This is a genomic window from Mucilaginibacter sp. PAMC 26640 (assembly GCA_001596135.1).
GTDB lineage: Bacteria > Bacteroidota > Bacteroidia > Sphingobacteriales > Sphingobacteriaceae > Mucilaginibacter.
The window spans coordinates 5504454-5525354 of the sequence record CP014773.1 but is presented as its reverse complement, the minus strand read 5'-3'; the positions used below and the strand labels follow the sequence as shown (position 1 = coordinate 5525354).

At 41.0% G+C, this 20901-nt stretch carries 20 protein-coding genes; 8 read left to right on the top strand and 12 right to left on the bottom strand.

The features are described from left to right. The first annotated feature begins 116 nt into the window (after positions 1–116). From A0256_24135 to A0256_24115, 5 genes are all read left to right on the top strand, one after another. Positions 117–839 carry a hypothetical protein gene (locus A0256_24135; GenBank protein ID AMR34320.1) on the top strand — a complete coding sequence of 241 codons (723 nt, stop codon included), beginning with the start codon at positions 117–119 and terminating at the stop codon, positions 837–839. Positions 840–939: 100 nt separating this feature from the next. Beyond that, entirely contained in the window at positions 940–2238 is a 1299-nt protein-coding gene (eno, locus tag A0256_24130; protein ID AMR34319.1) for a phosphopyruvate hydratase, read from the top strand. Positions 2239–2428: 190 nt separating this feature from the next. After that, positions 2429–2953, top strand: a complete 525-nt coding sequence (locus tag A0256_24125; GenBank protein ID AMR34318.1) for a hypothetical protein — start codon at positions 2429–2431, stop codon at positions 2951–2953. A gap of 405 nt (positions 2954–3358) precedes the next feature. Beyond that, complete coding sequence (locus A0256_24120; protein ID AMR34317.1) at positions 3359–4720, top strand: DEAD/DEAH box helicase; 1362 nt, start codon at positions 3359–3361, stop codon at positions 4718–4720. A 152-nt stretch (positions 4721–4872) separates the two neighbouring features. Next, complete coding sequence (locus A0256_24115; protein ID AMR34316.1) at positions 4873–5193, top strand: septum formation initiator; 321 nt, start codon at positions 4873–4875, stop codon at positions 5191–5193. Between the two features lie 50 nt (positions 5194–5243). Here the strand turns inward: A0256_24115 and A0256_24110 are convergent, their stop codons facing one another. Together A0256_24110 and A0256_24105 are read right to left on the bottom strand one after the other, a co-directional pair. Next, entirely contained in the window at positions 5244–5435 is a 192-nt protein-coding gene (locus tag A0256_24110) for a hypothetical protein (GenBank protein AMR34315.1), read from the bottom strand. Positions 5436–5493: 58 nt separating this feature from the next. Further along, positions 5494–7272 carry a hypothetical protein gene (locus A0256_24105; protein AMR34665.1) on the bottom strand — a complete coding sequence of 593 codons (1779 nt, stop codon included), beginning with the start codon at positions 7270–7272 and terminating at the stop codon, positions 5494–5496. Positions 7273–7367: 95 nt separating this feature from the next. On the opposite strand from A0256_24105, the gene A0256_24100 reads away from it, so the two are divergent. After that, positions 7368–7841: an ABC transporter gene (locus A0256_24100; GenBank protein ID AMR34314.1), complete on the top strand. Its 474-nt coding sequence runs from the start codon at positions 7368–7370 to the stop codon at positions 7839–7841. A 58-nt stretch (positions 7842–7899) separates the two neighbouring features. Here the strand turns inward: A0256_24100 and A0256_24095 are convergent, their stop codons facing one another. After that, positions 7900–9186: a hypothetical protein gene (locus A0256_24095; GenBank protein AMR34313.1), complete on the bottom strand. Its 1287-nt coding sequence runs from the start codon at positions 9184–9186 to the stop codon at positions 7900–7902. A 201-nt stretch (positions 9187–9387) separates the two neighbouring features. Between A0256_24095 and A0256_24090 the strand changes: the two genes are divergently transcribed. Then, complete coding sequence (locus A0256_24090; protein ID AMR34312.1) at positions 9388–11838, top strand: hypothetical protein; 2451 nt, start codon at positions 9388–9390, stop codon at positions 11836–11838. Between the two features lie 112 nt (positions 11839–11950). On the opposite strand, the gene A0256_24085 is transcribed toward A0256_24090, so the two are convergent. From A0256_24085 to A0256_24045, 9 genes are all read right to left on the bottom strand, one after another. Next, positions 11951–12166: a hypothetical protein gene (locus A0256_24085; GenBank protein ID AMR34311.1), complete on the bottom strand. Its 216-nt coding sequence runs from the start codon at positions 12164–12166 to the stop codon at positions 11951–11953. 39 nt (positions 12167–12205) lie between these two features. Continuing rightward, the gene (locus tag A0256_24080; protein ID AMR34664.1) at positions 12206–12598 is read right to left on the bottom strand and encodes a hypothetical protein; all 393 of its coding nucleotides are present in this window, start codon (positions 12596–12598) and stop codon (positions 12206–12208) included. A gap of 64 nt (positions 12599–12662) precedes the next feature. Further along, entirely contained in the window at positions 12663–13163 is a 501-nt protein-coding gene (locus A0256_24075; protein ID AMR34310.1) for a hypothetical protein, read from the bottom strand. A gap of 9 nt (positions 13164–13172) precedes the next feature. Continuing rightward, the gene (locus tag A0256_24070) at positions 13173–14096 is read right to left on the bottom strand and encodes a hypothetical protein (GenBank protein ID AMR34309.1); all 924 of its coding nucleotides are present in this window, start codon (positions 14094–14096) and stop codon (positions 13173–13175) included. Between the two features lie 51 nt (positions 14097–14147). Then, positions 14148–14702 carry an RNA polymerase subunit sigma gene (locus A0256_24065; protein AMR34308.1) on the bottom strand — a complete coding sequence of 185 codons (555 nt, stop codon included), beginning with the start codon at positions 14700–14702 and terminating at the stop codon, positions 14148–14150. Between the two features lie 62 nt (positions 14703–14764). Continuing rightward, the gene (locus tag A0256_24060) at positions 14765–15226 is read right to left on the bottom strand and encodes a peroxiredoxin (GenBank protein AMR34307.1); all 462 of its coding nucleotides are present in this window, start codon (positions 15224–15226) and stop codon (positions 14765–14767) included. 2 nt (positions 15227–15228) lie between these two features. Continuing rightward, positions 15229–16986 carry a peptidase M23 gene (locus A0256_24055; protein AMR34306.1) on the bottom strand — a complete coding sequence of 586 codons (1758 nt, stop codon included), beginning with the start codon at positions 16984–16986 and terminating at the stop codon, positions 15229–15231. 126 nt (positions 16987–17112) lie between these two features. Further along, positions 17113–17724, bottom strand: coding sequence for a 2-hydroxyhepta-2,4-diene-1,7-dioate isomerase (locus A0256_24050; protein AMR34305.1), 612 nt, complete (start codon positions 17722–17724; stop codon positions 17113–17115). Positions 17725–17861: 137 nt separating this feature from the next. Continuing rightward, positions 17862–18362, bottom strand: a complete 501-nt coding sequence (locus tag A0256_24045) for a hypothetical protein (GenBank protein ID AMR34304.1) — start codon at positions 18360–18362, stop codon at positions 17862–17864. Between the two features lie 498 nt (positions 18363–18860). On the opposite strand from A0256_24045, the gene A0256_24040 reads away from it, so the two are divergent. Beyond that, complete coding sequence (locus A0256_24040; protein AMR34303.1) at positions 18861–20822, top strand: potassium transporter Kup; 1962 nt, start codon at positions 18861–18863, stop codon at positions 20820–20822. Positions 20823–20901: the final 79 nt, after the last annotated feature.

Genomic DNA, 20901 nt, shown 5'->3' with positions numbered 1-20901 from the left:
AATTTAAAATTCATCTAAATTAAAACACCCTACTTGCAATTCATAAAATTTGCAATTGAATATTAAATTAAAATCATCAATTGATATATTTGCGACTTGGTTAACAATTAATTAACATGCGTAAATTTATACTTTTAGTGTTAGTGTATTCTTGTTTTGCATCTATCCTAAAGGCCCAGGATTCTAAATTAGGTACATGGGGGATTGTTACCTTAGTAATGCCAGGCGATAGTGCACACAAATGGGGTGGCTATACCGAGTTTCAAACCCGTACCAACGGGCCATTTAGTCAGTTTCAGTATTATGAGGCCAAGGCAGGTTTAAGTTATGATATCGATAAGAATTTTATCGCCCTGGTAGGTACAGGTACGTACCACACGTTTGATTATCATGACGTTGGCGCTGGTGCCACCATCAACGAAACGCGTTTTTGGGAGCAATTGACCATCAACCAGTATCTTTCGCGCCTAAAATTCGAGCACCGTTACCGGGCAGAGCAGCGCTGGGTGAATGACGTTTACCGCAACCGTTTTCGTTACCGTATTAATATGTTCATCCCGCTTAATAATAAAAAGATAGTAGCCAAAACCTGGTTTCTATCTTTTTTTGATGAAGTATTTATCACCAATAAGGCATCGTACTTTGAGCGTAACCGTGCATCTGCTGCGCTAGGCTATCAGTTCACTAAATCATGGATAGGGCAGGCAGGCTGGCTAAGGCAGGCCAACTTCACCGCCACTACGGGGAGTGCTAAAGATAACATTATGTTAATGCTGATGTATCGTATAAACCGTAAAAACAGCACGCAAAGGGAACAGTTGCCCACCACAACTGATTAATAATCATAACAAATACAAAATTTCCGTTGCTATTAAATGATTTTGCGCTTAACTTAGCCCACCAAATTAGTATAGTAATCCAAAAAAATACACTTTTAATATGAGCTTAATCATTGACGTTCATGCGAGGCAAATACTCGATTCACGTGGCAATCCTACAATAGAAGTAGATGTAATTACAGAAAATGGTGTGCTTGGCCGTGCCGCAGTACCTTCTGGTGCTTCTACCGGTATGCATGAGGCAGTTGAGCTGCGCGATAACGACAAAGCCGTATATATGGGTAAAGGCGTTTTAAAAGCCGTAGCCAATGTAAACGAGAAAATTGCCGCCGAACTGAAAGGCGTTGATGTATTTGAACAAAATGCTATCGATGCTATTATGATAGCACTTGACGGTACCGAAAATAAAGGCAACTTAGGTGCTAATGCTATTCTTGGTGTTTCTTTAGCGTGTGCTAAAGCTGCTGCACAGGAAAGCCGTCAGCCATTATACCGCTACATTGGTGGTGTAAATGCTAACACTTTGCCAATCCCGATGATGAATATTGTAAACGGTGGCTCGCACTCTGATGCACCTATCGCTTTCCAGGAATTCATGATCATGCCAGTAGGTGCGTCATCTTTTTCTGAAGCTATCCGTTGGGGTACCGAAGTATTCCACAACCTGAAGAAGATTTTACATGACCGTGGCCTGTCCACAGCAGTAGGAGACGAAGGTGGTTTTGCACCAACTTTTGAAGGTACTGAAGATGGTGTTGAAACTATTTTACAGGCAATAGAAAAAGCAGGTTACAAAGCAGGCGAAGATATTTTCATTGCTTTTGACTGTGCTGCTTCTGAATTCTACAAAGACGGCAAATACGATTATACCAAATTTGAAGGCGAAAAAGGTGCTATCCGCACCAGTGCCGAGCAAGTAGATTATCTTGCACAACTTGTAGACAAATATCCTATCATTTCAATTGAAGATGCGATGGATGAAAATGACTGGGAGGGCTGGAAGATGTTAACCGACCGTCTTGGCGATAAGGTACAGTTGGTAGGTGATGATTTATTTGTAACTAACGTTACACGTTTACAGAAAGGAATAGATCAGAACATAGCAAACTCTATCCTGGTAAAAGTAAACCAAATTGGTTCATTAACTGAAACTATCGACGCGGTTACTTTAGCTCAATCTAACGGTTATACATCGGTAATGAGTCATCGTTCGGGCGAAACTGAGGATGTTACCATTGCAGATTTAGCTGTGGCGTTAAACTGTGGTCAGATTAAAACAGGTTCTGCATCACGTAGCGACAGGATAGCAAAATACAACCAGTTATTGCGCATAGAAGAGGAATTAGGCGAAGCTGCTAAATTCATCGGCAAGAACTTTAAGTATTTCAAGAAGAGATAGTAGCCTCATCCCTCGAAAGAAGGAGTAGGATAAATTTGGCCCCGGTTTTGCCGGGGCTTTTTTTATGCAAGGCGGAAATTTAATCGGTTCGACAGGCTAGATTGGTTTCATTAGTTTCTCAAACAATGAATTCTGAAACTACCCGCGCGGTCATTAGTAAATTCAAAATCCCTTTCATACTTTCGTATTGATGAACAAAAAAGGTTTTTACAGGGCCCTTGTGATCCTGTTTATTTTAGCACTTAATATTGGGTGCGACCAGGTATCTAAGTCCATTGCGCGTAAAGAATTAACTTACGAGTATCCAATCCCTGTTATAAAAGATCATTTTACGCTCATCAAAATAGAAAATACCGGTGCTTTCTTAAGTGCAGGTGATCAGTTGGCAAATCCTTATCGTTTTATTTTACTTACATTTTTGCCTATGCTGTCATTGTTTGCTGCCGTAGTTTTTGTTGTGACCACCAAGAATTTAAGCAATTTAGTGCTACTGGGTATCGTATGCGTAATTGGCGGCGGATTTGGGAATATTTATGACCGTGTAATGCATGGTTCGGTAACCGATTTTATGCACATTCGGTTTGGATCACTGCAAACAGGGATTTTTAATGTAGCTGATGTGTCCATCATGGTTGGCATCGGGTTAATCGTGCTGGATGCTTTTGTAAAAAATAAGCAAGAATCAATCGACGAGGCAGAGGCACAGCCGGAATAATCGTATGCGGAAATTTCTTCAAGGGGACTCACTAACTACAATTTTGCGTTAACGATTGAAGCGGATACCGGTTTTGTGCTTAAGACTAATGCCGTATGAGCGGAAAGCGGGGGCAAAAGGCAACGTCCATGTTATTCAGTATTTGTAGGCAACAAGTTAGCAACTATTGCAAACGCATCTGAAGCTGCAGACCTGCAGCCCAAATTCAATTTTAATGTTTTACAACTGTTTGAATGTATGGTCATTTCACGCACAATATCCGCCCATACGCACATTTATACTAGTTCATAATAAAAAGCGTATCTTTGCATAAATAATTACCCGTTGATTTACGGTTTTGATCATCAGACACTCTTCAGATCCGCTTAATGCTTCGCGTTAGCACACAATACACACATTTATTACATGTCATTCGAAAATTTAAATTTAATTGAGCCTATTTTGAAGGCTCTAAAAACAGAGGGTTATACAACCCCAACTCCTATACAAGAACAAGCAATTCCATATATATTACAACACCGAGATTTGCTTGGCTGCGCACAAACCGGCACCGGTAAAACTGCGGCGTTTGCTATTCCTATTCTGCAATTATTGTTTAACGATAGGCAAAAACACAAGGAACAGAAGGCAATTAAGGCACTTATTTTAACGCCAACGCGCGAGCTGGCTATACAGATCAGCGAAAGCTTTACGGCTTACGGTAAGCACACGGGCCTTAAAAACCTGGTTATTTTTGGTGGAGTATCTCAGGGCCCGCAAACAGATGCTTTGCGCCGCGGTGTGGATATTCTTATAGCAACCCCGGGTAGGTTATTAGACTTGATGAACCAGCGGTTTGTACATCTGGATCAGATTAAAATGCTGATATTGGATGAAGCCGACCGCATGTTGGATATGGGTTTTGTGCATGATGTTAAAAAGATCATAGCTAAAGTACCTTCCAACCGACAAACTTTGTTCTTTAGTGCTACTATGCCTGCCGAGATCCAAAGCCTGGCTGATTCTATTCTGCAGAAACCTGCGAAAGTTGAAGTGGCTCCGGTATCGTCTACAGCTGACACGATACAACAGTCCTTATATTTTGTAGAGCGAAATGATAAACGCTTATTACTAAACCATATTTTAAAAGATAAAAATATTAAGACTGCGCTGGTATTTACCCGTACCAAGCATGGCGCAGATAAAGTGGTTAAGGATTTGGTAAAGGCCGGCATTACTGCAGAGGCGATTCATGGTAACAAATCGCAGAACGCACGCCAGCGGGCTTTAACTAACTTTAAAAATCGTACCACACGTGTTTTAATAGCTACCGATATTGCTGCACGTGGTATCGATATTGACGATTTAACGCATGTGATCAATTACGAGATCCCGAATATTCCTGAAACTTATGTACACCGTATCGGCCGTACCGGCAGGGCGGGGGCAAGTGGTATAGCGCTTACTTTTTGCGATGGCGAGGAAGAAATTGATTATCTGAAGGATATACATAAGCTGATTGCGAAAGAGATCCCTGTAGAAGAGGGGCACCCTTATCCGCTAAGCATCCAGGCCATGACGGAGAAGATGATGAGCAAAGCTAAAAATGCACCTGCTAAAAGCAAAAGCGGTGGTGGCGGGGCTGGTCGTTCTGGTGGCCGACCAACTGGCGGCAACCGAAGTGGTGGCGGCCGTAGCGGTGGTGGCCGTAATGCTGCCGGAGGTAGTAAAGCAGGCGGAGCCAGCGGTATGAGCGGTGCTGCAGGTAAGTATACCGGAAGGAAATAAAGACAAGAGACTGGAGATTAGTGTTTAGTTTTAGCGGTGCAGGTTTGGATATTTCTATTCATTTCATGCAAGTAAAACTATACGCTAATCTCTTTTTTGTTAATAAGTTAATAATGATATTTGCAGTCGTTGTTAAAAATAAATAGCTTTAGATGAAAATAGACGCTACAATGATCACCCGCTTAGTTAATCTTGTAAAGAATAAATACTTCCTGGTGACGATGGTGTTTATCGTGTGGATGATATTTTTTGATAGGAATGACCTGTTCTCGCAATACCAATATCACGAACAGTTGAGCAAATTAAGGCACGAGCGGGACTTTTATAAAACAGAAACAGATCAAGTAGGGAAAGATCTTGATGAACTTACATCAGACAAAGCCAAACTTGAAAAGTTTGCCCGGGAAAAGTACCTGATGAAAAAAGATAACGAAGATGTGTTTGTAATTGAGCACGAAAAAAAAGATGAGTAACAGGGATCAAGCTGTTCTCCCAAGAGCAATAATTTCCGTTAGACGATTTTTTATTTCCACACCGATACCGCGACTACTATTATCACCAAAGCCAGCATAAAGAACCACGAGCCTTTGTGTGCAAAATTGAACGTCCAGCCTAAACCAGATCTTTTGGTTACCAGTAATTTAGCATCGTTCGGGTTATAGTAAATTATTCCCCATTTCCAAAGGTTGTTATTTGTTCTGTCTAATTCGTTCATTTACAGCTTTAAATAAATTTCCTAAAAACTTGTTTGCCGGTTGCTTTAACCAGCTGCATCAACCGCCGCCCGCTTTGGTGTCTATTTTAGGTACTTCAAACATGGCCTCTTTAATCATTTTTACAGGAGCACTACCATAGCTTAAGAATTTCTCGTTAAAATCTTTTAAGCGGTATTTATCGCCTTGTTTCTTTTTGTAGGCGTCACGCAGTGAAATGATCTCTTTATAACCGGTGTAATAGCTGGTAAGCTGTACGCTGCTAACGCTGACGCGTTTCCACTTGTTATCTGCTTCTGCTTGTTGCTGAAAAGCTTCCCGGGTCAGCATTTTTATGGCGTCTTCCTTGCTCATATTGCCGGCGTGTACACTGTAATCCAAAATGGTGTTACAAACGCTGCGCAGGTGCCATTTATACCACATTAAGCGCATTTCCGGGGAGTTGTCACCAAAGCCGGCATCCAGCATCATTGGTTCGGTATAAACCGCCCAGCCTTCTACCATAGCCCCGTTGCCAAATACCGATTTAATGATGCTTGGAGATTGGTTGGCATATACCAGTTGTGTGTAATGCCCAGGTATAGCCTCGTGGATGCAAAGGATCTGCAAGATGTACTGGTTATACTCGCGCAGGTAACTTTCTGCGCGTTCCGGTGCCCATGCGTCTAGGCTGCCTACATTAAAATAGGTGTTGCCGCCTTTATCATATGGGCCGGGGGAACTTACCGAAGCGCCTGCCACCCCTGCCATGTATCCCGGCTCCTTACGAACCACCAATGGTTTGGATGGGTCAAGCGTGAGTAAGTCTTTAGCCTTGATAAAGGCTGTTAGTTTTGGTATTTGTGCCTCGATAGCGGACTGGAACTCCTTAGGTGCAACATGATTGGCAGACAACGTATCGATCATTTTACTAATCAAATCAAGTGAATCCGCAGGCATGGCCTTGGTTCCAAAATATTTTGGCCATAGTGTCCGGCTTAATTTGGCCATTTCCAGATGCACTGCTTTTTTGCGCTCCATTGCCGAGTTATAGGTCTGCTGGGCAGTACCCTCGGCTTGGATCTCGTATCTGAATTTATTTTCGTAAAAGTTTTTACCTAACCTGAAACTACGCGGTTTATCGTTCTTGAGTGCTTTTAGCCATGTTGCATAGCTCTTGATCGCTTCAGCTGCAGTTCGGGCGCGATCCAGCATCTGCTTTTGCTCTGCCGTGGATATTTTTGATTTTTTGAGTGAATCTGCAAAATCGCTTTCAATTACGCTAACGCCATTGAGGTGTTGATCTATCGCAAGGCTGGTAAGCTCCACCACCGGGTTTTTGATCTGTTTTTCGGCTTCTTTGTAATAAGCCGGCACGAACGCCAGGCGTTGGTAAAAGCTCTTAAGGCGCTTGTCCAACGGGGCATAATGCTCGTTCAGGATAACTGCAAAAGTGCTGATTACATTATAAGATGCAGGGTTCCATTGGTATTCCCGGAGTTGTTCCAGATTCCATTGAATGGATTCCAGCTGGTTCTGCATTAGCCGATGGTCCATTTTGTTGGCATCCGAGAGTTCGTTCACCTGGAAGCGGCTTAAAGAGTCCATTTGCACTTTGGTAAATTGGATAGCCTTTTTTCGGTTATCATCGCTGGGTGCCAGCAATAAACTATCGTATTTATGGTAGCCTACGCTGGTAGCCCAATCCGGGTTTTGTTTCCATAGATCGTCGAGAAAATGTTCTTCATATAAAGCAAAGGCAGCATCGCCTTTGGCAGTTTGCGATTCCATGGATTGGCTATCTTTCTTACAAGCCGTAAAAGCAGCAACGTACAGGGAAAGCAGGAGGAATTTTTTTATCACCTTATACCGGTTTTATTTGGTGCATAAACTTAAAAATTTGTCAGTTATAAATCAAATCGGGTCATGTTTTGTTACATTGAAAAAAAGCAACAATGAACGAGGAGCATAAAATCTTAATTGCCGAGCTAATAAAATTGATTGAAGGCGGCGGCGCACACGCCACCCTGGAGGATGCTTTAAAAGACATCCCTTCAAAATATCGTGGTATAAAGCCTGATAACCTCCCTTATAGCATTTGGCAGTTGGCGGAACACATCCGCATAGCCCAATGGGACATGCTCGAGTTTAGCAAAGATGGTAATCACCAATCACCAAAGTGGCCGGATGATTACTGGCCAAAAGAAAATGAACCTGCAAATGATGATGCATGGGATAAGACAATTGACCAGATAAATAGTGATCGTGCTGCTTTTATTGCGCTTTTACACTCCCAGGATATTTATAAACCAATAGCGCATGGTAGTGGCCAAAACATCCTGCGGGAGGCCCTGCAGGTAGCGGATCATACTTCATATCATACATCAGAAATTATTCTGCTGCGAAGACTGCTCGGAATTTGGAAATAAGCTGGGAGATGTGCAGATAAAACCGTTCGCTAATTTTATCTGCACATTTCTCGGTTATTTATTTAATTCCTTTAACAAATTCTACAATGTTTTTGACCATCTCCGCATTGAGAGGAAGATCAGGCTTGCTGTAAGTGGCTATGTTTTGCTCACGATCTGCCGGAGCATCTTTCAGAATATGGTTCATTCCCTGTACGATTACCAACTTTGCGTCGGAATCACCCTTTTTTAATTTTTGTGCATCATCTACCGATACCTGCACATCATTTGTTCCCTGTAAAATTAATGCCGGTACCTTAAGGGTTTTCATCATCCGCACAGGATCATACCGAAACCACGACATTAAATAGGGCTGTATACTGGGCCTGGCAATAACATATAAAGCCGGGTCAACATAGTCGGTTTGTTTTCCCTTTCTCAGGCTGTCCACTATTGTGGTGTATTGGTCTACCAGGAATTTAGGATAAGTTTTTTTAACCTGTTCGGCTACTATTTTTTCAGCTGTTTGGCCAGCGCCGGCAGCAGATATAAATCCCTTTACGGGCTGGTCCCTAACGGATAGTAAACCCACCAATGATCCCTCACTGTGCCCCAGTATAATTATTTTGGAAAAGCGCTTATCGTCATTCAGCATATTAATGAGACCAACGGCATCGTCTACATAATCTGTAAAGCGCAATTCTTTTTCTTTGGTAGAGGTCACACTTTGTCCAACTAAACGTTTATCGTAACGCAATGTGGCGATGCCATTTTTACCGAGCTCATTGGCCAGCAACTTATAAGTATTACCATTAATGCCAAGTTTAGGGCTGTTACCATTACGGTCTGTAGGGCCGGAGCCTGCTATGATAAGTACTACGGGTACTTTGCCTGAAGGGCCTTTAGGAATAGTTAAAGTACCGGGTATAGTGCCGGTGAATGTCTTTAGTAATACAGGTTCTTCAGTTAATGAAGCGTCCATCGCGATGGTTTTGGATGGTTCCTGGTATGGGGTAAAGAAAACGCCGATCAGCTTATTTTGGTTGTTTAATGATAGATTCAGGAAAAATACATTATTAGCAAACGTTGCTTTATAAATGGCAGTGGGCGCAACGTATTTATCAGGTTCGGTTTTTAACAGCGCACCCAATTGCGATTTTAGCTGTACGGTAGTGCTGTTCCATTTATCCAGGGTAATGGTCGCCTTCATATCCGGCGCAAACATGGCGTAAATACTATCAGGCTGGCCGCTGTTATAAAATTGTTTAAACTTGTTAAGTACCGGTGTGAAATTAGCCGGCGGCGTTTGGGCCATTAACTTTGAGGTAAGTACAAAAGCCAGCGTTATTAAATAAATTCTTTTCATTGGGTTTAACCTGTTTACATTAGGGGATCTAATTGGCGAATTTACTAAAAATGAAGCATTTTCAACTTGGTATTATGATAACAATCAGCACCATTTATTATGCGCTTTCGTAAAAACGATATTAAATTTATATTAAATTAATATTTTTTTTAATTTAGAAGTTTCCTAAACGATATCTGCGATAAATCTACAAAACAGTTAATGAGGGCTAAAAAAGGGTGTCTGCTACTTGCGTTTATCGTTTGCTTTATTGGTTTTTGTGGCGCCCAAAACACTTCGTCATCATTAAGGGGCAATATTTTTCTGGAAAATAACACTGCTGCAGACGCAGCCACTGCGATATTGCTTAACCAGAGCGATTCTGCTATAGTTAAATCTGCTTTGGTTAATAATGACGGTAAATATATTTTTAAGGGCTTGGCACCAGGCAAGTACCTTGTACTGGCATACCGCCTTGGTTATACTAAGGCATATTCTGCAAATTATACGCTAGCTGCCGGACAGCACGTAACTGTCCCCCCAATTTACTTAATCACATCCAGTACCGAGCTAAAAGGCGTTGCAGTTATTGCCAGAAAACCATTGGTTGAGGTTCGACCGGGTAAAACAATTATCAATCCCCAGGCAAGTATTACAGCGGATGGCAAGAATGTACTGGAGATACTGGCGCAATCGCCGGGTGTAAGGGTTGATAATGATGATAATGTAAGCATCAGCGGTAGGCAAAATGCTTTGATACTTATTGACGGTAAAACAACCAACATGACGGGCTCCGATCTTACGGCGCTTTTGAAAGGTACGCAGGGTGCTAATGTAGAGAAGATAGAGTTGATTAGCGGTGGCGCCGCCCAATATGACGCAGCCGCTGGTGGTGTAATTAATATCATTTTAAAAAAAGGGAAAAACATAGGTACCAATGGCACCATCAATTTAACAGCGGGTTATGGTAAGTACTACAAAAGTATGGCCGGGTTTACTTTTAATAACCGCAGCAAGTTTTTAAATATCTACGGGAGCTATAATGCGAATGCCAATAAGACTTTTAAGACTTTTACTTATGATCGTAACATTAATACAGACGGAATTGCCAGCAGTTACAATTTAAACTATTACAGCACGCAGGAAACAGTTAACCATAACTACAGGTTAGGGGCTGATTTTTTGCTATCAGCCAAGCATACATTGGGTTTGCAGGCGTTTGGCTTTTTTAACGATAACTCATTTAGAAAAAATAATACGCTAAAAATCGCTAATAATGGCCAGCTGGATTCTATGATTTTGGTAAATTCTAATATGCACCGAGATTTGCGTAATATCAATTACAATATCAATTACAGCGGAAAGCTAGATACTTCCGGCAAAATGCTTTCTGCTGCCATTACCTACTCTCCATATAACAGGCAATCGGATGAGTTCATCAATAATGCTTTTTTAAATAATGCCGGTACCGTTTACAGGCAGCCAACCTTGCTTCAAAACCTTTCACCTTCACACCGGATTAATTATACCGGCGTTTTGGATTATATAAACCCGCTTAACAAGACAACTAAGCTGGAACTAGGTATTAAGATCAGCCATACCAGCAGCGATAATAACCTGGTTTTTGGGCCCCGGGTAAACGGAGTATACACGGTCGATCCTAATTTTAGCAACAGTTTCAGGTACACCGAGAATGTAAACGCCGGGTACGTTAACTATAATGCTACTTACGGTAAAGTTGACCTGGTTGCTGGGGCACGTGGCGAATTTACAAAGTCTGAGGGTGTATCTGCTGGTACCTCGGGTACGGGCGCTGTGGTAAACGCCCGCAATTATTTTAAAATATTCCCGAGCTTACTGCTTACTTACAGGTACAACGATAAAAACGAATATTCCCTTTCGTTCACCAGAGGTATATTAAGGCCTGATTACGAGAGCCTGAACCCATTTTTATATTATGTGGACCCGTATAATTACCAAAGCGGCAACCCCTTTTTAAAACCCGAATATACCAATTCGTTGAAGCTTACGCATAATTATAATCAAACCATAGCCACGTCGTTTTATGCTAATTTCGTTACTGACGCCAATTTTACCTACTACCAGCAAAACGATACAACAAAGGTTAGCTTAACCACAACCCGCAATGTGGGTAAGGTGTATGTATATGGTGTAAATGTGAATGCCCCCGTAACGATCACCAAGTGGTGGAATGTTTTGGTTGATGCAGATGCATCTTATCAGCATTATAAAGCTTATCCGGAAAATGGTAATCTGGATAAAAGCACAGGCGATCTGATACTATCTTTAAATCAAAGTTTCTCTATCAGCAGTCGCGTTTCTGCCGAGATCAGCAGCAGGTACGAAACGCCTAACTTTTATGGCGTAAGGCAGTATAAATCCAATTATTATGTTAATGCTGGTATCAGCACCCAGGTATTTGGTAAACGGGGCAAATTGAGTTTGAACGTTGCTGATATCTTCAACACTAACCGCGACAGAGCATACATCAATATTAATAACCTCGATCTGCGTATAATAGGCAAACCAGAAACGCGAATTGGCCGGTTAAGTTTCAGTTACCGGTTTGGCAAAGGCACAGTTAAAGGGGCAATAAGGCACGACACGGGAAATGAAGGGGAGCAGGACAGGATGAGGAAAACCAGCAATTAGTTGCGCAGTAATTGTTTGATTTAATCAGTCGTTAACCTAATGTTTTACGGTTGAGATCAAAGGCTAAAATCTAACTTTTATCGAGATTTAAATATTTTGGGAAGACATGGCATCAGCTCATTTTACGCTCCGGGTATTTGCCTTTTATTTGGGTTACAAAGTAATTCCCCAGCGACTGACTGCTCAAGAATTTTTTTAGCGCAGCCGGTTTAAAATTGAGATATTGCCAAACCCCACCATTTTCATGAAACTCTAATTCCAATACATGGGTGCCTGGATCGTAACCTATGCTTTGCAGTGCGGATGATTTTACATGATGCCGTTGCATGTTAGTAAAGCAAGACAAAACAAAAAAGGTTTTTTGAATTTAGCCAGCATGGCCACTCAACATACTTGCCACTATGATGAGCAATACAATAAGTGTGATAGCGGTATACAAATGGTCCTTCTCTAAAATAAATCCGATTGCCGAAAACACTACTCTAATTACGGGGGTAGCGATCAATAAAATGATGCCTGCCTGAATTATAGCCCGGCCCCTAAGCGTTGCTATGCCATTAAGAATCCCTGATGCGTTGTGGACAAAATCAGGTACTCCCTTAAAAATGTGATAATCCGCTGTGGCATGGCCGTGACGATAGATATATAATACGCCTCCAAAAAACACGATTGATATCGATATAATCACCCCTGCACGCAATACCCAGCCAATTACAGCCTGCATATCTTTCTCGGTAAAATTACTGGTGCTATTATCCATAAATGCTAAAAAAAAAGCCATATCTATATATGGCTTATCACAAAATTATTATAACACTATGCAACTAATTGCCGGCGCGGATACTGCGTTCGCTCAGCTGCTTAATCAGCTCATCGGTAAATTGCCGCTCGCCCTTGTATAATTCGCTTACTTTTTCCGGAGGGAGGATCTTTAAAAACTCATCTCGGTAATGCTTGCGAATCATCAGCAACTGGTTTTCATAATAAATATCTTTATTGATCTGGTCGGTGCCGTTTGTTGATGCGCTGGAATTATTAATGCGTTTCAAGATACGCACAGCTTTTAGCTCCTCCTGGTAGCGGTGGTAAATGGGCCAAAATTTAGTTGCTTCATCATCAGTCAGATCAAGTTGCTGCGATAAGAAATTATCCCTCGCAACTTCCAGTTTTTTACCTACCCTCGAAGCTGGCTTCACTGTCCTGTTTGTTCCTGTATTCCCCGGTCTGAAATTACTTCTTAGGTCGGTTCCCTGCGCAGAAACTTCATAGCCGGTTGCTGCCGCTATTATTAATAAAATGTAAGTATATCTGAGCAGTTTGATCATGTAACTGTATTAATTAATATCAATATAATCGCCAATTTCTCCATCTGGATCCTGGGCGTTAATTGCTTTTTCATTATCCATTATTACGTTATTATCTGCACCATCAACATGCAGCTGAAGATAATCTTTAATTTCATCCACAGGTATATTTGATAACTGTGTGTGTAATAATGTTTTTTCGTGTGTTGGCACTAAAACCGATGAGCCATTTTCCCTTAAAAATGCACCCGCACCGATAATTAATGCCAGGCAAGCCGCAGTAGCATACTTGAAGGAATTGTTTGCAAATAATTTCCGGACGATAGTTTTTCGGATTACATCCTGCTTATTTACCGTTTTATTTAAGATATTTCGATTTAGCACTTCGAAATAATTATCCGGCACGGCAAAGTCAGCCGTTTTCGCTCCCAATATTTCTTCCACAGCTATGCGGGCATTAATCTGCTCCTGCATGGTGCTAAAATAATTTTGGGGTACAGTAAAAGTAGGGTCACCGCTATTGAACATTTCTTCAATCGCAATGCGATTTTGAATGCTGCTGGCTAACTCCTCAAAATAATTAGCAGGAAGTGTATAACCATTATCCTCAGCCATTATTTCTGCCCCGATGGTTACCCTCGAGGAAATATTAGCTGTCAATTCATCAAAGTAATTTGCAGGCAGAGCAAAGCCGTTGTGGTCTGCATCCCTGCCAACTTCAATATTTACCCTGTTGCTGATGGTAGCCGAAAGCTCATCAAAGTAATTTGCAGGAACCTTAAAACCGTTTACCGGGTCTGTACTTTTTAATTCATCTAAATTCACTAATGATAAAATGCGCTGACCGGCTTCTTCGAAATAGCCAGACGGCACTGTAAACGGGTTCTTTCGGGAAAACCGTTCAAGTGACATTTCATTGTCTGTCCATTCGTTATTATCCATATCGCTTTTCATACCCTGTTATAGATGAATAAAACTACCAAAGGTTTAACCTAAATTAAAAATTTAATCAGAATTAGTAATAAAAGCTTCAATTTTTTTGACTGCTAAGTGGAACGATGCCTTTAGGGCCCCAACACTGGTGCCCAATACATCGCTCATCTCTTCATACTTCATGTCATCAAAATACTTCATATTAAATACCAGTCTTTGCTTATCCGGCAGGGTTAAAATAGCCTGCTGCAATTTCATCTGTATCTGGTCGCCGGTGAACTGGTCCGAACTGGATAATGTGTTAGATAGTTCATAGTCTACATCATCAAGTGAGATATTGTTCTTTTGCTTTTTCTTGTTCAGAAATGTAATACATTCATTAGTCGCAATGCGATACATCCACGTATAAAGCTGGGCATCATTTCTAAAACCAGGTAAGTTCTTCCACACCTTAATAAATACATCCTGGGTAAGGTCGTCAGCATCATCATGATCAATCACCATACGGCGCACATGCCAATATATTTTTTGCTGATACTTTTTCAGCAGCAAATTAAAGGCTTCGTTCCGGGTCTTTTCATCACGGAATTTATTGAGTATTTCTTCGTCGTCTGCCTGGATGGCCATCTATTAAAAGTTATTTTTAAATAAATATAAAGTGTTTTTGCCCAAATATGTTTTTTGCAGTGCTATTTTATAAGCTCCAACACCTGCTGAGACGACGCTTTGGTATCCACCTTATCAATAACGTGGTCAATGATACCATCCCTGTTAATAATGAAAGTAGTGCGCGCGGTGCCCATATATTTTTTACCGTACATATTCTTTTCTTTCCAAACATCGTAGGCTTCTACAATGTTGTGATCGGTATCCGCTATCAGCGTAAAAGGCAAACTGTATTTAGTCTCAAATTTTTTATGCGACTTTTCATCATCTACACTAACACCAATCACCTCAAAACCCTGGCTCAATAACGATTGATAGTTATCCCTGAAATCGCAAGATTCGGCCGTGCAACCTGGCGTATCGTCCTTTGGGTAAAAATACAATATCAGGTTTTTACCCTGATAATCTGATAAAGATACCGTCTTCCCGTTTTGATCCTTTGCTGTAAAATCGGGTGCTTTATCGCCTGCTGTTAAAGTTGCCATAGTTACCTTGTAAAGTCTGCTGTAAATTTAGAACTATTGTTTTTACCGTCTATCACTGTAAATTCAAATTGATGTTTACCGGGCGTGAAATCAGGGGTAAATGTATAACTTAAAATTCTTGTTTTATAACTCCACTCAACGAGTACCCACTTCCCATCTATTTTACCGGTATAGCTTTTTATCCCGCTTAAATTATCACTCATTTTTAAGCGAATTGCCTTAATTGAAGTCATACTTGCCCCCTGTTTAATATTCATAGGCGTTATTACCGGCGGAACAGTGTCTAATTTAATGTAGTAATCCCCAAAGGCTTTCGCTGTGGCTTTTACATACGTGCCATCCCAGGTTCCGCCAATGCTGCCGGTTGCTGAGTTTACAATTACTGCTTTATCTGCCAGGTTGCCTAATTTAATATCGGGCTTTATCCAAATATCATACCCTTCGTGTACAGGGGTAAATTTATTGTGGATGCGGTGGGTAACGGAATAAGCACCGGGTTTTTGAGGTAAGGCACTGTAAATAAAATCCAGATCGTCATAAAGATTGCCGGGCATGATCTGCACCTTCAGCTGATCTGTATTCAATTCATTCTTTTCATCGTAATGGAAAAGTTTGCCTGTAGGCATTGTGGGTATATTGGTAACGGATGTATTTGATTGCACTTGAACTTTAACCGAGGAAGTGTTACCCAGTACATCTTTACAAACAAACTCTACATCGTGCTGCGCATTATCATTAAAAGGGATAATGCCGCGGTTGATAGATTGCGGGTAAAGTGAAATTCGGCTGCCAGGTAGTATAAAGCATTTTTGAAACGCGCGTCTGGTTGTTAAGAATGCAGGATAGTCTATGTAAGCATTAATAGCGTGGGTTTGATCAAATGCAAAGCGCTCCACTACAAAAGTATAAACTGTTTGCCCGTCCATTTTTAGCTCGATAGAATAGATGCCGTTATGATTAGCCGATGCACTGTTTTGATCGGTGACTGCGATGCTAAAACCCGTATTGCCGCTTAGTTGTAACACCCTGGGCGCTGCTAAGTGGTAATTGCCGGCCGCCCCCGTCACCGAAAGAAACTCTTTTGGCGTTTTTTCGCTGAACGGATTGCCATTAAGATGGTATACACCTATCGCAGTGATAGTAGGGGGGACTGCATCAGGTATAGTGAGGCCGAATAGCTGCGGGTTAACGGTTTCTTCGGTAAGGGTGTCCCTCAACTCAAAGTGCACATGCGGCCCGGCAGAAGCGCCCTCATTGCCGGACATTGCTATCACATCTCCCTTAATGACTTTAAATACCCCCGGCGGTACTTTTATATCTGCCTCAAAGGTTTGATTTTTATATTGGTAATCTCGGATGTATTTGAATACCTCTGGCGTAAAACTCTGAATGTGGCCATAAACGGAAGTATATCCGTTGGGATGTGTTACATAAATGGCCTGGCCAAAACCTCCAAACTGAACGCGTACCCGTGATATATATCCGTCAAATACGGTATGTACCGGGTAGCCGGTGCGCTGCATGGTTTTGAAATCTAAACCTGAATGAAAGTGTGCAGGCCGCAGCTCGCCAAAAGCCCCGGCAGTTACAGGTTGCAAATCAAGCGGATAGCGGAATATTTGTGGGTAGGTTTTGCTTTGTATCCGGTTTTGTGCGTAACCGGACACTGAAATCAGCATTAATAGACTAATAGCCCGAACGGATGAAAAAAGGTTTTTTTTTATGTTTTTGTGAGTGCCTGAGCACGTTCGGATTGACATATTGATCTGTAAAATTTAGAGATAAACCACAGGTATTGGTTTTTGTTGCATTATTGGTGAAAAGAAGAAACGCGCTAATATCTTACAGCCCTTTGGTCTGCATAAATCACAAGATGTTAGCGATACCTATTTTACTTCAAAATCCAGCAATTTTTCATCCTCCAGGTAGCCTTCCAGTTTATCACCGATGGCAACTTTGGCTACACCTTGTGGTGTGCCGGTAAATATAAGATCACCTTTCTTTAAGGTGATGTATTTTGATACAAAGGCGATGATCTGTTCAAAAGAAAATAGCAGATCTTTTGTATTTCCCTGCTGGCGCAGTTCTCCATTTACATCCAGCCTAAAGTTTAAATTGTAAAGGTCGGCAAACTGTCCTTTCGGTAAAAAATTACTAACTGGAGCCGAGCCATCAAATGCTTTGGCCAATTCCCAGGGCAGGCCTTTTTCTTTATGTTTCGATTGTATATCGCGGGCCGTAAAATCGATACCGAGGGCGACTTCGTCATAATAATTCGCAGCGAATTTTTCACTGATATGTTTGCCCTCTTTGCAAACCTTTAATACCAGTTCAATCTCGTGATGAATATCCTGTGAAAACTCCGGGTGGTAAAAAGGCTTGTTGTCTTTTATAAGAGCTGTATCCGGCTTCATAAATATAACGGGAACAGTTGGTACAGGGTTGTTCAGTTCTTTGGCATGTTCGGCGTAGTTGCGGCCGATAGCGATAATCTTCATATAGACGAAAGTAAAAAAAATCTTAATGCTAAAGCACAATTTGTGATCCACAAATTTAGATGGAAGAGCTATTGCGCTTGGGCTGGCCTTTGTCTGATTGTAAAAGGTAGTTATAAGACAATAAGAGGATTGTGTTCTTAAAGTACAGAGATCCGCTTGTTGATAGATTCTGTACCAACATTTATCCGGAGGAAATAAAAACCGCGGGTAAGCTTGCTGTTAAGGTTGTAAGTAACGTTTTGCTCGCCTACGTCAACACGCTGAGAGAATACGGTAAGTACGTCGTTACCCAGTACATCCATAATTTTCACATTGACAAAAGCACCACGTGATACGGTATACTTAACATTAAGTATGTCATTTACCGGGTTTGGATAAACCTGCACGTTCGACAATAATTTATCATCCGGGCGTGGAACGTATACTTTAGTGTTAGATATCACAGCCGCTTTAAGGGGGGGTAATGATAAATGCAAGATGTTTCTTGTATTGATGGGCTTTGCCTTTCCCTTCAGATACTTCAGATATGATGTGTCAGTATTTTGGGCCACTACTCCTTTAGCGAGCGCAACATTCACCATTACCGCAAGCAGTATTAAAGTGAACCAGGAATTAAGCTTAGTAAATTTTCGACCCATATCTATATTATATGCAAAAGTATAAATATTGTTCTCTCTTATTCATGATGCTGTCAATTAATAAGGAGTTTTAACAATTTTTAACAAAATACATATTTTTTCAGTTTGTATTGCAAACTTATTGTTATTGACTTATACGTTCATGATTGGTTTAAGTTTGATGACGAAATTAAATTCTCGAATATTTCCTGCAAATACTAACTAAATGCTAATTGACTACTTTAATTTTCTTCGCAAGTAAGGTTCAAGTATCGTCGCTTTCTTTTGCAAAATATCAGCTGAGCTCCGTAATTATGTGTATTGTTTTATTTCAAACTTTAATCCCAATTTAAAAGTTTACTAAATCTGCATTGCTTTTCCTTGTTGTGTTTGAAAATTATGCAAAAGAATTATCGGTTTGAACATAATTCCATAAATGTGGTTGCTAATGAAGGGCAGTTTTAAATTTAAGGTTGTGCTAATGTAATTTTTATAAATTTGTAAACTTTTTATAACACTGTGTCAAATCATAAAGATCTACAAAAACTAACGGCCGCAGGCCTGCTTATTAGTTTAGGAATAATCTACGGAGACATTGGTACATCCCCGTTGTACGTTTTTAAAGCCATCGTAGGGCAAGAACATTCAAGCTTTTCTCAAAAAATTTCAGAAACCTTGGTATTAGGTGGCGTTTCGCTAATCTTTTGGACGCTTACGCTGCAAACCACTTTAAAATACGTGGTAATAACGCTTCGTGCAGATAACAAAGGGGAGGGTGGTATATTTTCCCTGTTCTCATTGGTTCGGCGTAAAGCTAAATGGTTAATTGTACCTGCCGTATTAGGTGGATGTGCTTTACTTGCCGATGGTATTATTACACCTCCAATTACCATATCCTCGGCTATAGAAGGGCTGCAGGTTTACTACCCCAATTTACCCACGGTTCAAATTGTAATAGCCATTATAGCGGGTTTATTTATTATTCAGCAATTTGGCACCTCACTTGTTGGTAAAGCTTTTGGGCCTATCATGTTCCTTTGGTTTACCATGATGGGAGTTTTAGGGGTATCGTACATTGTGCAAATGCCATCCATACTGAGGGCGCTTAACCCTTACTATGCCATTCAGTTACTTACCAGTAATTATAATGCATTCATTATTTTGGGTGCCGTATTTCTTTGTACTACAGGGGCCGAGGCTTTATACTCAGATCTTGGCCATTGCGGCAGAAAGAATATTCAGATCAGTTGGATCTATGTAAAAACCTGTTTGATCTTTAATTATCTTGGTCAGGCTGTTTGGCTGCTGCAACGCACGGGCCAGTCTATTGATCTCGGCAAGTTTAATCCATTTTACATGATCATGCCAACATGGTTTTTGATCTTCGGTATCGGAATAGCAACTATCGCTGCAATTATAGCTTCGCAGGCATTGATCTCCGGATCATTCACGCTTATTGCCGAAGCAGTGAGGCTTAACTTGTGGCCTAAGGTGCGCATCAATTACCCAAGCGAGCAGAAAGGCCAGTTATATGTGCCAAGTGTAAACTGGCTGTTATGTTTCGGATGTATCGGCGTAGTTTTACTGTTCCAGCATTCGGCAAGGATGGAAGCGGCATATGGTTTAAGTATCACCGTAGCCATGTTGATGACAACTATATTAGTGTCAAAATTCCTTCAGCGCAAAAAATATCCGACCTACATTATAGGCACATTTTTAGGGGTTTATTTGATCATAGAAGGTACATTTCTTCTAGGTAACCTGGTTAAATTTATACACGGCGGTTGGTTTACTTTATCTATCGGCCTCGTGCTGTTTATTATCATGTGGACATGGCACAGTGCCCGCCGTATCAAGAATCGTTATGTTAAATTCATTGAGATAGATGATTATTTCAACATCATCAAAGAAATGAGCGAAGACGAAACCGTACCTAAGTACGCTTCGCAACTCATTTACCTAACCAGTGCAAATTTCAATTCTGAAGTAGAATCAAAAATCATTTACTCGATTTTGCAAAAGCAACCGAAACGTGCAGATGTTTATTGGCTGGTTCATGTTGATGTGGTGGATGAGCCTTACAAAAGCGAATACGAAGTTGATTTCTTGATCCCGGGTAAACTGATCCGGGTAGATTTTAAACTGGGCTTCCGTGTAGAACAGCAGATTAACTTGCTTTTCCGCAAGGTGGTGGAAGATTTGGTGAAGAACGGCGAAATAGATATTACAAGTACCTACAAATCGCTCAATAAACACAAAATCGTAGGTGACTTTAGATTTGTGGTGATAGAGAAAGTATTATCGCGTTCGCACAACCTGTCGTTTTACGAAAAAGCCATCATGTTTATTTACACCCAATTGAAAAAGGTAAGCTTATCCGAAGAACGTAACTTTGGCCTCGATCTGAGTTTTGTAACGGTGGAAAAAGTGCCACTGATGCTCACCTCACCAGATGCGGTAACTTTGAAAAGAGTGATTTAACTTATCCTTCAATGTATAGCAAAAAAGGTTTCCTGATTAAATTAGGGAACCTTTTTTATTGGAGCTGATGTTGTAATTC